At 56.3% G+C, this 13,636-nt stretch carries 12 protein-coding genes; 5 read left to right on the top strand and 7 right to left on the bottom strand.

Annotation, left to right across the window (positions count from 1 at the left end):
• A partial coding sequence (locus ACUTJJ_RS15020) for a transposase (RefSeq protein ID WP_445542669.1) occupies nucleotides 1-628 on the top strand: 628 nt, incomplete at its 5' end.
• A gap of 433 nt (nucleotides 629-1,061) precedes the next feature.
• On the opposite strand, the gene ACUTJJ_RS15015 is transcribed toward ACUTJJ_RS15020, so the two are convergent.
• A protein-coding gene (locus tag ACUTJJ_RS15015) for an IS3 family transposase (RefSeq protein ID WP_445542668.1) occupies nucleotides 1,062-2,599 on the bottom strand; the annotation gives its coding sequence in 2 pieces (ribosomal slippage) (nucleotides 1,062-1,963 and nucleotides 1,963-2,599; 1,539 coding nt in all).
• A 57-nt stretch (nucleotides 2,600-2,656) separates the two neighbouring features.
• Here ACUTJJ_RS15015 and ACUTJJ_RS15010 point away from each other — a divergent pair.
• From ACUTJJ_RS15010 to ACUTJJ_RS14995, 4 genes are all read left to right on the top strand, one after another.
• Entirely contained in the window at nucleotides 2,657-2,833 is a 177-nt protein-coding gene (locus tag ACUTJJ_RS15010; protein WP_445542667.1) for an FCD domain-containing protein, read from the top strand.
• A gap of 147 nt (nucleotides 2,834-2,980) precedes the next feature.
• Entirely contained in the window at nucleotides 2,981-4,630 is a 1,650-nt protein-coding gene (locus ACUTJJ_RS15005; protein WP_445542666.1) for a tannase/feruloyl esterase family alpha/beta hydrolase, read from the top strand.
• Nucleotides 4,631-4,679: 49 nt separating this feature from the next.
• Entirely contained in the window at nucleotides 4,680-5,801 is a 1,122-nt protein-coding gene (locus ACUTJJ_RS15000) for a serine hydrolase domain-containing protein (protein WP_445542665.1), read from the top strand.
• 103 nt (nucleotides 5,802-5,904) lie between these two features.
• Nucleotides 5,905-6,855 carry a LysR family transcriptional regulator gene (locus ACUTJJ_RS14995; RefSeq protein WP_445542664.1) on the top strand — a complete coding sequence of 317 codons (951 nt, stop codon included), beginning with the start codon at nucleotides 5,905-5,907 and terminating at the stop codon, nucleotides 6,853-6,855.
• 9 nt (nucleotides 6,856-6,864) lie between these two features.
• Here ACUTJJ_RS14995 and ACUTJJ_RS14990 read toward each other — a convergent pair whose 3' ends face one another.
• The 6 genes from ACUTJJ_RS14990 to ACUTJJ_RS14965 form a co-directional block, all read right to left on the bottom strand.
• Nucleotides 6,865-7,944: a serine hydrolase domain-containing protein gene (locus ACUTJJ_RS14990; RefSeq protein ID WP_445542663.1), complete on the bottom strand. Its 1,080-nt coding sequence runs from the start codon at nucleotides 7,942-7,944 to the stop codon at nucleotides 6,865-6,867.
• 35 nt (nucleotides 7,945-7,979) lie between these two features.
• The gene (locus tag ACUTJJ_RS14985) at nucleotides 7,980-8,969 is read right to left on the bottom strand and encodes an ABC transporter ATP-binding protein (RefSeq protein ID WP_445542662.1); all 990 of its coding nucleotides are present in this window, start codon (nucleotides 8,967-8,969) and stop codon (nucleotides 7,980-7,982) included.
• Nucleotides 8,966-9,940 carry an ABC transporter ATP-binding protein gene (locus tag ACUTJJ_RS14980; RefSeq protein WP_445542661.1) on the bottom strand — a complete coding sequence of 325 codons (975 nt, stop codon included), beginning with the start codon at nucleotides 9,938-9,940 and terminating at the stop codon, nucleotides 8,966-8,968. Before ACUTJJ_RS14980 ends, ACUTJJ_RS14985 begins: the two co-directional genes overlap by 4 nt.
• A complete protein-coding gene (locus ACUTJJ_RS14975; RefSeq protein ID WP_445542671.1) occupies nucleotides 9,937-10,824 on the bottom strand; it encodes an ABC transporter permease in 888 nt (295 codons plus the stop codon). The genes ACUTJJ_RS14980 and ACUTJJ_RS14975 overlap by 4 nt, the downstream gene beginning before the upstream one ends.
• A 13-nt stretch (nucleotides 10,825-10,837) precedes the next feature.
• Nucleotides 10,838-11,809, bottom strand: a complete 972-nt coding sequence (locus ACUTJJ_RS14970) for an ABC transporter permease (RefSeq protein ID WP_445542660.1) — start codon at nucleotides 11,807-11,809, stop codon at nucleotides 10,838-10,840.
• 155 nt (nucleotides 11,810-11,964) lie between these two features.
• A complete protein-coding gene (locus ACUTJJ_RS14965; RefSeq protein ID WP_445542659.1) occupies nucleotides 11,965-13,521 on the bottom strand; it encodes an ABC transporter substrate-binding protein in 1,557 nt (518 codons plus the stop codon).
• Nucleotides 13,522-13,636 lie beyond the last annotated feature (115 nt).

Genomic DNA, 13,636 nt, shown 5'->3' with positions numbered 1-13,636 from the left:
CCAATACGCTTGTGGGGCACACTCGGAGCTTTTGCATCGTCACGGCATCCAGCCGAGCATGAGCCGCGTCGGAAACCCCTATGATAACGCAAAAGCGGAGAGCTTCATGAAGACCCTTAAGCAAGAGGAGGTGCAAGGTCTCGCCTATAGGGACGTAGATGATGCACGCAAGCGGATCGGCGTCTTCATCGACACAGTTTACAACACCCAGCGCCTACATTCGGCGCTCGACTATCTTACTCCCCGAGGAATACGAACTGAAGCATTCTTGTCGCACCAACATTGGAAATGCGGCATAGAAGAGGGTGAACTGTCCGCGATTTCCTTGTCTCACCCTGAGGGTGCACTCCATCGCTGTCCGGGATTTAATGGAATCCCTGTCCGCGAATTACCGAAACCCGCACCGTTCGGGCCGCTGGATGGTACGGTCGATCCGGTCAAGCCGTTTGCCGATGACTGCTTCCTTCCATTCATCAGCAGCTGGAGACAGAAACGACGAAATGGCGGCTTCGGCGATGAGGGAATCCGATTGCCCTCGCCGCTCCGCCAAATCCCGCAAGGCGGCGCTTCAGATCGGGATCGAGATAGACGGAGAGGCGTTGCTTCTTTTCGGGACGCGCAGGCATGACTTACAACTCCATACCGTCGCCGGCGTCCATCGAAATCTGTCGTGCGACCTGACGCAGGTTGCGGGCAAGCGTCTGATTGGTGACGCATTGCGTTCCGGTTCATCCATGTCGGGATCGAACTCGTTGACGGTTTTTCTTTCCGGCTCCGGCGCTATGTCCTTGTGCGGGTTCAAGGCCGGGTTCGCGGCGCAAGCCGGCATTGGCTGAATCGTCCTCTTGCTTGTCCGCCGCCTCCTCTTTTGCCGGCTTTCCCTTGACCGTACCGCCATTCCTCCCAGCCGACGGGGCCAGGATCGGCTTCAATGCCGACCAGTCATCTGGCTTTGGCGAGGAACCGGCGTTCGGGTTAGCAGGAGGCGACAGGATGTTGATTGCCACTAAGAACTGACCCGGTAGCACAGGATAGAGGGTGCGGATAAAAAGTTGGACTGTTCATAAGATCAGGCCGAGACTTTTACGATACTCGACCGGGCTGAGTGATCCCGGCGATATTTTGATGCGCCTCTCATTGTACCACCGGATGTAGGCATCCACCTCGGCGACGAACTGCTCGATCGTGATGGCCTTCCAGTCTCGTGGATAGAAGAGCTCTGTTTTCAGGCGGCCGAAGAAGCCTTCGCACGCGGCGTTGTCTTGCGAGCATCCCTTTCGGGACATAGAGCGAACCAGCTGCGCATTGCTGATCCTGTTGAGCCAGCCAGGCCAGCGGTAATGGGCTCCGCGGTCGGAGTGGATGATTGGCCGTTCATCTCCGTCGGTTACGGTGCCGATGGCTGCATCCAGCATGGTATTGACGAGACCCGCATCTGATTGGGTTCCGATGGACCAGCTGAGCACCATGCCGTCGAAGCAGTCGATGATAGGCGAAAGGTACACTTTGCCAGCGGGGATCTGGGACTCGGTGATTTCTGTGAGCCACTTCAGGTTCGGCGCTTTTGCATGGAAGTCGCGATTGATTATGTTCTCGGGCGCTGGACTGATCTCTCCCAGATAGGATCCGAACCGCCGTCGACGTGGTCTAGGAACGACCAACCGCTCCTGCTTCATCAAGCGCTGGACAACCTTTTCCGAGATTATCACGCTTTGTCTGGCCAGCGACGCCTGCAGACGTCGATAACCGTAGCAACGACGGTTCGCTTCAAAGATCTCCGCTAGGCTGTGGCGGACGGCGGCATACTTGTCTGCCAGGCACATGCGGGCGCGATGGTAGAAGTAGGAGCTGCGGGCAATTCGAAGCTGGGCAAGCAGCTCTGGCAAGCGATAAACTTCCTTAAGGGCGTCAATCAGCTGGGTCTTCTCCCGATTACTCAGGATCTGCAGATCGACGCCCAGGTCTTTTTTAGGAGTTCGTTGGCCTTCTTCAGGAGATCATGCTCGAGTTGTAACTGGCGGACATCACGCTGGAGGGCTTCAAGTTGGCGCTCGAGCTCTTCACGTTCAGGCACCTTGGGGTTGGATTTGCGGCGTTTCATGGATGAGGGAGCCTCGTGACCGAATAGCTGATCTTTCCAGCTGTACAATGTCGGCCTTGAGACGCCCAGTCGGTCAGCCACCTGTTTAGCGCTTTCATATCCATTGCATAATCCGATGACCCCCGCTTGCCGGATCTCATCACAATAGCCACGGCGCCAAGATCGACCAATTATGGATGAACGCGCTTCCGGAAAAGCCTCTCTGACCCATGCGGTTAGAGTTCCGCGACCAGGGTAGCCAAGCGCCCTCATCGTCGAAGAGATGCAACGATCGTGAGTGCGGTAATGCTCAAGAGCAGCCTGCTTTTGGGCCTCGGAAAACTTTGGCGCTCGCGCTACCGGCTGAGTACGCAGGTCGAGATGCTGTACGTACTCACGATACCAGCCCTTCAACGCATTCTTGGTGGGATACCCCAGCTGGCGAATGGTCGCGTTAAGTCGCTTGCCCAGCCGGATATAGAGCTCAACCGCTCGAAGTCTGTCCGCGTAGGAATACATGAACTACCTCCTTGGTGGTCCAAGTTTTCGTCCGCACCCCCTCAACAGCGAATACACTTGAGCTTGTTGCCTGCCTCAACCTATGCATTGCCGGATCGCATCAAAAGTGCGCAACAGGAACACGAGGAAATCGTAGCCGCCATCGCTCACGGAGACGGTGATGCTGCGGAAGCCGCGGCCCGCCGCCATGTTGCCAATGGCTACCGCATTAGACTGGAGATGACGCGGGTTTAATATCGTTGCGGGTAGTCGTGGGGTTCATGCGTCGAACGCAACAATAGGCCTATTCTTTGCATTTAACAGACTAGCCTCTTTTCCGCTAAGCCTAAGAAAAGAGGAGCGCTGTCAGCGGTTGGAGTAACTGACAGCTAGGAGGAAATCATGACATCTCTGCTTGTAGCAACATCACGTATTGTGGTGAAGATCTCGCTTGCCTGTGTGCCAGCAACATCTGCTTTCGCCGCGCCACAGGGTGCGGCTGGCCTGTGTTCGGCAATAGCCGCATCATCCATCCCCGCGTCGCGGATAAGCCTGCCAACCACGGGCGCGAAGATACAATCGGCAACCCTCGTCAGCGGATCTGATCCAGCCAATAAAAATGGTGAATACTGCAAGGTTATCGGGCAAATAAAGCCTGTCGATCCAAAGGCCCCGGACATCATCTGGCAGGTCAATTTGCCAAGCGTGTGGAATGGCAAGATGCTGCAGTATGGCGGCGGTGGCTACAACGGCAGCATTCCGCCCACTACGGACAAAACGACGTTAGGACTGGATGTCGTGCCGACACCGCTGACGCAGGGCTACGTCACCTTCGGCAGCGATTCCGGCCATCAAGCTCCGAACGCGGACGACGCCTCTTTCGCCAAAAACGATGAGGCGATGCTTAATTACGGCTATATGCACATCAAGAAAGTGCTTGATGTGGCGAAGGTTCTCGTTACTGAGCGATATGAGAAGCCTGTTACCCGCGTCTATTTTCAGGGCGGATCGACAGGTGGACGCGAAGGGTTGACGGCAGCCTCGCGCTGGCCGGAATCCTACGACGGCATTTTGACCAACTATCCGACGGCAAATTTCGTCGGGCTTCGGCTCTGGGGAGCTGGTCTGGCGCGGGCCGTTTACGACGATAATTCCGCAGGCTGGATTCCACCCAAACTTGTGGAGGGGATTGCGAAAGAAGCCCTGAAATCATGTGACGGCCTTGATGGCGCAGAAGATGGCCTCGTCAGCAACATGCAGGGATGCCGTGCTCAATCCGCCGCTCTGGTTCAGAGCCTCGCCTGCAAGGCCGATATTACCGGAAATCCTGAGGACTGCCTAACGAAAGCACAGATCGACCGAACGCTGAAGATTTATCATGACGGATATTCGCTACCCTACCAATTAGCGAACGGCATCGACACCTACCCGGGCTATAACAGCTTGGAGGGCATCATGATGCAGCTTGGATCGGAGACGCAGATGCGAACGCCTCCAGTCTCGGGGCCAAACGCGCATCACTCAAGCCGCTCTTTCGAGTTCCTGCAGAACTTCGTCCAGCGTGATCAACCCCTCGATCTGCTTTCTTTCGACATACACCAGCCGGGAAAACTCAAGGATCGGATTGTGGAGTTGTCCGATGTGATCGGAGCAACAAGGACGGACTGGTCCGCCTTCAGCGACCGGGGCGGCAAGATCATCTGGCTTCAGGGAAATGACGACCCAAGTGTGAGCCCCTTGGGTAATGCCAAGCTGTTCGAAGCCATCGTCGCAAAGATGGGCAAGGACAAGGCCAGGAGCTTCATGCGGTTCTATCTCGTGCCTGGTCTGGCTCATGGCGGCGGTCGTTTCTCTCCGACTTGGGATAACCTCACTGCGCTCGATAATTGGGTTGAACACGGAGTGCCCCCATCCAATCCGGTCGTCGTTGACGCAACAAAATCATCGACCAAGGGCCGGAGCAGACCGCTGTGCGAATATCCGAGCTGGCCAAAATATAAAGGCAATGGCGACATTGCACTCGCTTCGAGCTTCAGCTGCGCCAGCGATTAACGCCCGCCGAGACCGGTAAAAACAAACAACATTCATTGGGAGGAATAGCATGACAACAGGCCCGACCTTATCCAGACGCGCCGTTCTCGCAGCATCGGCAGCGTCGACTTTTGCAGCCATCAGCCTTGCAGGAGGAACCGCGTCAGCGACAGAGGCAACACCCTGCATCGCAACAAGCAAGCCATGGAAGACCGTGGGCAATGTGGCATCAGCTGGGTGGTCTTCCGCAAAGCTGGCGGACATGGAAACAAAACTCTACCCAATGGCCACCACATCCATGATGGTCGTGCAGGGCGGGGAGATCGTCTATCGCTACGGCAATCTCTCAGACGTGAGTTACCTTGCTTCCGCTCGAAAAAGTATATTGTCCATGCTGTTCGGCCGCTATGTTGCGGAAGGCAAGATCGATCTCGACATGACGATTGGCGAGATCGGCATTGAGGAGGATGACGGACTTCTGCCATTGGAAAAGACAGCCAAGGTCAAGGACCTGCTGACATCGAGTTCCGGCGTTTATCACGCGGCAGGAAGCCCTGGCGGCAATGAAAACACGCCTGAACGTGGCAAGACGAAACCGGGCACAGTTTTTCTGTACAATAACTGGGATTTCAACGTCCTTGGCGCGATCTTCGAGAAGCGCAGCGGAAAAACCGTGTTCCAGGCGCTGAAAGAGGATTTGGCGGACCCATTGGGTTTCGAAGATTTCGACATTAATCGCCAGCGGATGATGGGTTACGAAAATCAGTCCCGCTATCTCGCTTATCATCTTTTCCTGTCGGCACGCGATATGGCGCGCCTTGGGCAACTGATGCTGCAAGGCGGAAAATGGGACGGAAAATCCATCGTACCGGAAAGCTGGGTTGCTGAAAGCACCAAGATGCGGTTTGCGCCAGAGCAGACCAAGAGCAAGGAAGGTCTAGGATATGGTTACCTGTGGTGGATACCCACATCCAGCGATCCCGCGTTCAGGGGCGCGTATTTGATGAATGGCAATTTCGGACAATTCGTTCTGTGCCTTCCCGCCATCGACACTGTCATCGTCCATCGTCGCGCGGTGACGGATGAGTTTGCCATTGCCAGAAATCAGGGAAAGACCACCTACGAGCCGACAAAGGTTTCAGCCGGTGATTTTCTGAAAATTGCAGAAGCAGTCGTTGCTGCGAGAACCTGACAAGAATCCGGCACTTGAAGTTCCCTTCCAAGTGCCGGTTCGACATGTCGAACCCGCGCCATTATGATCACCGGTGAGTGTCGAAAAAGCGGACAGTATTGCCATGCAGCGGTTTCAATTGGGGTCAGTCGACCTCAATCTTTTAAAGGTCATTTATGCTCTGGTCGTGAAAGGTAATATGACGGCTGCTGGGGAATATATTGGCCTTTCTCAGCCTGCGATGAGCCATGCGTTGAAACGAGTGCGCGCTATCACGGGCGACGAATTGTTTAAAAAGACCTCAGGCGGCTTCGTGATGACGCGATTTTGCACCGAGATTTTCCCAGCAGTGCGACGTATCATTGAAGACACTGAGTCCGTGATGCTGCAGCGGCTCGCCTTCGAGCCCGCGACATCCCATCGTGCTTTCAGAATTGGCATGAACGACTATTTTTCCGTCGTCCTGATGCCGCGCCTCGTGGAACGCGTACGTGCCGAAGCCGAACATTGCGTTCTGGAAGTCATCCATATGCCGCGCACGGGTGCTAGCCATAACAGGAATTTTATGCCGGTGGTGCAGGAGCATCTCGATGAGGGGACCATCGATGTAGCTGTCATGACCGCCGACAATTTTCCGGCTCGCTATCGCTGCGCCTCGCTCTTTACCGAAAGACGGGTCTGCATCATGTCGGCAAACAATCCGGCAGCGAAGGGCCCACTAACGCTTGATGCGTTGCTGGCGCTTGGTCATGTAAAGGTGACATCCGCTCCTAGCCGCCGGGGCTGGATCGATGAGCGACTGGATGCGATGGGGCTTGAGCGCCGAGTCGTGGCGGTCGTGCCGCATTTTTCCGCTGCCGTTGCCATCGTCTCACGAAGCAATCTCGTCGCCATGATGCCGGAAAGCGTCGCCAAGCTATTCGAACGCTCTCACGAATTGCTACTCCTGGAATCGCCTTTCGCAGAGGAAAAGCAATCCACCAGCATGATCTGGCTTGCCGAAAAAGAGCGCGATCCGGCAAGCCTTTGGCTGCGTGAACAGATCTCCGCGTGTTTCACGGACGACCTGCACTGATTTTCCCGCTTATCTGACGCTCAGCTTTGCCGCAATGAATTGGTCGGCAACACTCAGGAACTGCTCCATGGTAACTGCGGGTAGTTCTTCCTTAAAGCTTCCGTCATTGCGCGCAATGGCCAGATCGTCCGGAATTGCGCGCCTGTTGACGAACACCATATCCAGCGCAGGCATGCCCAAGATGAACTGCCCAAAATGTCCCGCGGCGACAAAGGCGCCCTCCCATTCAGGCGTATCCTTGGTCACGACAGGAATCCACCAAAGATAACTGTAGCCGGCAATGCGGGATTTTTCGCTCTCATTCATCTTGTCGGCAGGAACACGGATCCGCGTGCTTTCCGCCACCCAGTCGGCCGGTATGATTTGCCCGTTACCCCAGCGGCCGTTGCGCACCATCGTAAGACCCAGTCGCGCCATATCCCTGCCAGATAGGAAAAAATGATAGGCGAGATAACGGGAGGCGCCTTCGTAGCCCATCATGCGCTGACGCGCCGGATCGAAATCCTGAAGACCAATCGGACCTGCGAGATCTTCTTCGAAAGCTTTGAAGACACTGCGACCCGTCAGCTGTTCGAAAGCCGCACCCAGAACGTTGAAGTCCCAGTTGTTGTAATGGAAATACTCCCCCGGCTTTTTCGAGCCGCGCTCTGGAATGTTTCTAGTATTGCTGCCGGGGCTGCCGGGCTGATGATAGACACCGGAGCTGCTGATCAACAGATCACGCAGCGTCGCGGTCTTCTCGATGGGAAGAAGACCATGGTCCTCATCAATGTTCAAATCCGCCATGGTCAGATCGAGATCGATCTTGCCTTCCGCCACAGCCTTGCCGAAGAGCATCGAGAGGATGCTTTTTCTGGTCGATGCGAGATAGCTGACTTCGGAAACATCGCCATAGGTATAGAGCATTTTTCCGCCCACAACGGCTATGAAAGACGTGGTCGACAGGGCGGCGAGCATAGCATCGACTTTTTCTTTGACGTCGACGGAGAGACCATGTTTTTCAGGAGAAGTCACCTTCGCCCAGTCATGAGCAGGAAATTCCTGACTTGCGGCTTGTTGCTGGCGTTCCAGAGGTGCTGAAACAGACATGTTTGATCCTTCTGACATTGTCGATTGTGGGAGGTTCAATCGTTGAGGTGGCAGGCACTCTTGTGCCCTGAGCCGATGGTTCGAAGTTCTGGTCGCTCTACACGGCACCGCTCCATCGCAAACGGACAGCGAGGATGGAAATGGCAGCCCGACGGCGGCGACAGAGGGCTTGGAATCTCACCTTCGATAGACGAAAAGCGCCGCTGGACCGGATCGAGGCTTGGCCGCTCTTGAAGCAGCGCACGCGTGTAGGGATGATTCGGATGCGCAAACAGTTCCACGACTGACGCCTCTTCGACCACACGCCCCAGATACATGACGACAACGCGGTCGGATATATGCTCCACGACCGAGAGATCGTGGCTGATGAACAGATAGGTGAGATCAAGCTGCTCTCTAAGATCAAGGAACAGGTTGAGAATCTGCGCCTGTATCGAGACATCAAGCGCTGCAACGGATTCATCGCAGATGAGCATATCAGGCTGAACGGCCAAAGCCCGTGCAATGCCGATACGTTGGCGTTGACCACCGCTGAACTGATGCGGAAAGCGGCTGGCCATGGCTGGATCAAGCCCTGATCGCTCCATCTGCTGGCTGACATAACCATCCAGTTCACGGGCGCTCGTCATCTTATGGTGCAACGGCGCTGCCCCAATGATCTCACGCACCCGCTGCCGTGGATTGAGCGACGACGACGGGTCCTGAAAGATCATCTGGACTTTCAGGCGCGCATCCTCTGCTGCCTTGCCATCCATCTCCGCCAATTGCTTGCCGCGAAACAGGACCGAACCCTCAGAAGCCTGCAACAGACCGGACACCACGCGGCCGAGCGTGGACTTTCCGCAGCCGGATTCGCCGACGATGCCGACGACTTCACGCTCTGCCACGGTGAGGCTGACATTATCCAACGCCCGGACGACGGGATTGGGCGCTTTCAGGCCCATCATTTCCGCACCGCGCTCCACCACGCCGGATTTGCGGCTGAAGCGCTTGCTGACGTTGCGCACTTCCAAACGATTGCTCACGATGGCGCTCCTTCCATGACGGGGTGAAAACAGCGAAGCAGACGCCCCTCGGCCGGCTCAAGAGCCGGAGGACTAAGACAGATGTCGGTGGCAAACGCGCAGCGAGGGTGAAACGCGCATCCCCTGGGCATGTTGGTCACCGACGGAGTGGTCCCGGATATCTGCTTCAGCCGCTCGCCTCGCTTGTTGTGCGCAGGCAGGCTGGCGATAAGCCCGTTGGTGTAAGGATGCAGGGGACGGCTCAGCAAATCCGCTGTCGACCCCTGCTCGACGATCCGCCCCGCATACATGACCGAGAGTTTCTCAGCCAAACCGGCAACGACGGAAAGATCGTGGGTGACCCATATCAGGGCTGTCCCCTTTTCCCGCGCAAGTTTCTGCACGATGGAGAGGATCTGCGCCTGGATCGTCACATCGAGTGCCGTCGTCGGTTCATCCGCAATGATCAGGTCTGGCGACATGAGAAGCGCGATGGCGATGGCCACCCGCTGGCGCATGCCGCCGGAAAACTGGTGCGGATAGGCGTTCAGACGCTCCTCCGGGCTTGGAATGCCGACCATGCCCAAGGCATCGCGGGCACGTTCCCGTGCAACCTGTTTGCTGACGTTTTCGTGCGCAAACACGACTTCCATCATCTGCGTATCGACGCGAAGCACAGGATTGAGCGTCGACATCGGGTCCTGAAATATCATAGCGATGCGATTGCCGCGGAGGGACCGCAATTCTTGTTGCGACGCGCTTCGTAGGTCCCGTCCTTTGAAAAGGATTTGCCCGCCTGTCACCTGTACCGGCTTGTCGAGCAGGCCCATGATGGAAAGACCCGTAATGGATTTACCGGAGCCGGATTCTCCGACGAGCCCCATGACTTCTCCTGCAGCAAGGCTGAGGTTGATGTCGTCGATAAGCGTGACCCTACCCTCTTCGGTCACGACCTCGGTTTTCAAAACTTTGATTTCAAGCATGGCACTCATCTCCGTGCAGCCTTCGGGTCCAGCAATTGGCGCAGACGATCGCCGACGAGATTGATGGCAAAGATCGTCACCAGAAGTGCGATGCCCGGGAAAAGGGCAATCCAATAGGTTCCTGACAGCATGAACTCGTATCCGCTGGAAATCAGAAGTCCGAGCGAGGGTTCTGTCACCGGCACGCCGAGGCCGAGAAAGCTCAGCGTCGCCTCAAGCGTTATCGCGCGCGCCACCTGCATGGTCAGCAGCACAACGAGCGGCGACAGACAGTTCGGCAACAATTGGCGAAAGAGGATGTTCCGGTGCGGTAGTCGGAGAGACCGTGCCGCCTCGACATATTCCCGGCGCAGTTCCGTCAGGGCGGCGCCGCGTGCCGTGCGGGCATAGGTCGCCCATTCCACCAAAACGATGGCGAAAACGACATTGCCGACACTCTTGCCGAGGAGCGCAAGGATCAGAAGCGCGGATAGGATCGTTGGAAAGGAAAGCTGGAGATCGACCAACCGCATCATTGCGGTTTCAAGCCTTCCACCGACATAGGCCGCCGTCAGGCCAAACGCGGTGCCGATAATAAAGGCGAGCGCCGCCGAGCCAAGCCCCACGATCAGGCTTATCCTCAGGCCATAAAGAATGGCCGAGAGCATGTCGCGACCCTGATCGTCGGAACCGAACAGAAATGAAAAGCCCGCCGAGGATTCCGTACCGGGAGCCATGCGCCCGTCCATGATGTCCAACTGCATCAGGTCATATGGGTTTTGTGGAGACAGATATGGCGCAAACACGGCCATGAGAACGATCAGGATGATCAGTACCAGCCCCAGCACCGCCAAAGGCGAACGCGCGAACTGACGCATGAATTGCAGACCTGTGCGAAGTTTCGAGGAGTTCATAACCGCCTGCACGTCATTCTCCCTGAAGCCGGATGCGTGGATCGAGCAGCCTATAGGTGACATCCACGATGAGGTTGATGATGACGAACATGATAACCACGAGCATGAGGTAGGCGACGATAACGGGGCGGTCGAGCGCGGCAATGCTGTCTATGATGATCTTGCCGACGCCCGGCCAGGCAAAAATGGTTTCGGTCACGACCGAAAACGCAATCGTCTGGCCTATATCCAGACCGACGACAGTGACGACCGGGATCATGACGTTTTTCAGCACATGGACGCTGAGGATACGCCTTGGCGAGAGGCCCTTTGCCCGGGCGAACCGCACATATTCACTCGACATCGCCTCACGCACGCCAGCTTCGGTCAAACGTGTGACCATAGAGATGTTGAAAAGCGAGAGACTGACGGCTGGCAACAGCATATGCCGCAGACCATCCAGCGTCACGAAAGACCAGGGTATGCCGAACAGGGTTTCGGTTGCCCCGCGTCCGGAACTCGGTAGCCAGCCAAGCTGGACGCTGAAAATCATGATGAGCAGGATCGCAATCCAGAAAATCGGCAGGCTGAAACCGAAGATCGAGCCGATCATGACGACCCGTGCAAACAGGCTTTCAGGCCTCCAGCCCGCAGCAAGCCCAAGCGGCACACCAACGATCAGCGACAGCAGGACAGCGGCGAAAGCCAGTTCCAGTGTTGCTGGCAAGCGAGACAGGATCAGCTCTACCGCTGGTTCCTTGTAAACATAGCTGATACCAAGATTGCCCTGCAGAAGCCCTTTCAGAAACAGGAAGAACTGCTCGTAAAGGGGCCGGTCGAGACCGAGATCTGCGATCAAACGCAGGCGGTCGTCGTGGGTCGCTTCCGGCGGAAGCAGGGTCTCGATGGGGCTGCCGATCAGGTGAAGACCGACGAATACGATCAAGGCCATTGCAAGAGCGACCAGTATCGCTTGCATCAGGCGCTGGATAATCCATAGGGTCATGATACCCTCGTGTTTTTGGTAAGGAAACCCACTACCCGCTCCATAAGGGAATGGCTTTGGGAGCAACGGTATAGCCGACATTTGCTTAAGCGGCTTAGCCACCAAGTGCCGGAACGTAAGGCTGGCGTGATGGCACCAGCCCCGTGATTACCGCTTTATTCGGAAACATCCTTTGCAAGCGTGCGCTCATCGATGCGCGGGGCATAGTTGAGACCTTTGCGCAATACCCAGGCGTTGCTCTGCTGGTAGAGCGGGATGATGGCGCCATCAGTGACAGCAACCTTAACGGCCTCGATGAGCGCCGCTTCGCGCGCCTTGTCGTCGTAGATAGTCATCGCCTTGGAAACGAGGTCATCGAGCGTTGGATTGGAATAGCCACTATCATTGGCAGCACCCAGACCACGCTTTGGATCAACGGTGCCCAACACGTTGATCAGCATCGAACTCGCGTCATAGGTCGCGTTGCCGAGTCCGAGCAGCTTCATGGCAAATTCCGACTTACGCGACGAGAAGGTCGTCCATGGGAGAGCCTCCACATTCGTCTTCACGCCAATTCGTGTCCACATCTGCGCGACGGCCTGAACCACCGCAGGTGCATTGGGGTATCGATCATTCGGCACATGAACCGTCAGCTGGAACCCTTCGGGATATCCGGCGTCGGCCAGCAGCTTCTTGGCTCCCACAGGATCAGGCTTTGGCGGTTGAATATCAGGCGTGTAGGAGAACGCACCCTTGGGGAGCCATTGACCGGAGGCCGTTGCGGTGCCTTCCATGATCTTGTCGACAATGCCTTCGCGATTGATGGATTCGGAAAGAGCATTTCGGACACGCGGATCTGCCAAAGGATTTTTATCCAGCGCCTCTCCCTTTGAGCCTTTCACAAAGGCCTTCCAGGCATCACCCGATGTCGACGGCGCGAGATAGATGACACGCAGGCCCGGCGTACTGACGAAGGAAAGATTGGCTGTCGTCTTGAAACGAGCGATATCGGTCGCAGCGGGTGCGTCGATGACATCGACATCGCCAGCAAGAGCGGCGGTCGTACGAGCGCTTGCGCTGGAAATCATACGGTAGGTTGCGTGCTCCCAAGCAACCTTCTTGCCCCACCATTCAGGGTTGCGCTCAAGACCAACCTCGATGCCCTGCTTGAATGTCGTAAAGCGAAAAGCCCCCGTGCCGATTGCTGCTTTGCCGGAATTGTAATCGGCAGTATCCGCGCCCTCGCCCGCATGGCGTGACACGATGGCGATATTTGCAAGATCGCCCGGAAGCGTCGGCGCCGGAGCCTTGGTGTTGATGATGACAGCATTGTCGCCATCCGCCTCGACGCTTTCAATATTGCGCATAAAACCACCAAAGCCACCGGGGCTGTTCGGCACGTTTCCAGCGCGGCCGAGCGTGAAAATCACGTCATCGGAGGTAAAGGGCCTGCCATCGTGCCATTTCACGCCGTCCCGCAGGCTGAAACGCCATTTCGTTTCTGAAACGGATTCCCACTTCGTCGCCAAGCCCTCGACCAGTTGGCCCTCGGCGGTGCGCTCCGTCAGCCGATCGAAAATCTGCATGGCAATGGCGTTGTTGGGCGAAGCATTATAGAAGTGCGGATCTATTGACGTTACGGTCCCGCTGAGGCCGATCGTCAGATCCGTGGCTAAAACGGGGTTTGCGACAAGGCCCAGAAAGCTTGTCAGAAGCAGTGCACCAGTTTTCATTATCTCGTTCCCTTTTTCCGAACCTGGAAGTGTCACACGTTCGCTTCTTCTGATCCTCCAACGAAAACTTATATTTAACAAATGAATGTTTTTTTCCTACTTCATTCATGTCATG

It is taken from the genome of Agrobacterium sp. DKPNP3 (genome assembly GCF_052686535.1).
This window is presented reverse-complemented; position numbering and strand designations above follow the sequence as displayed.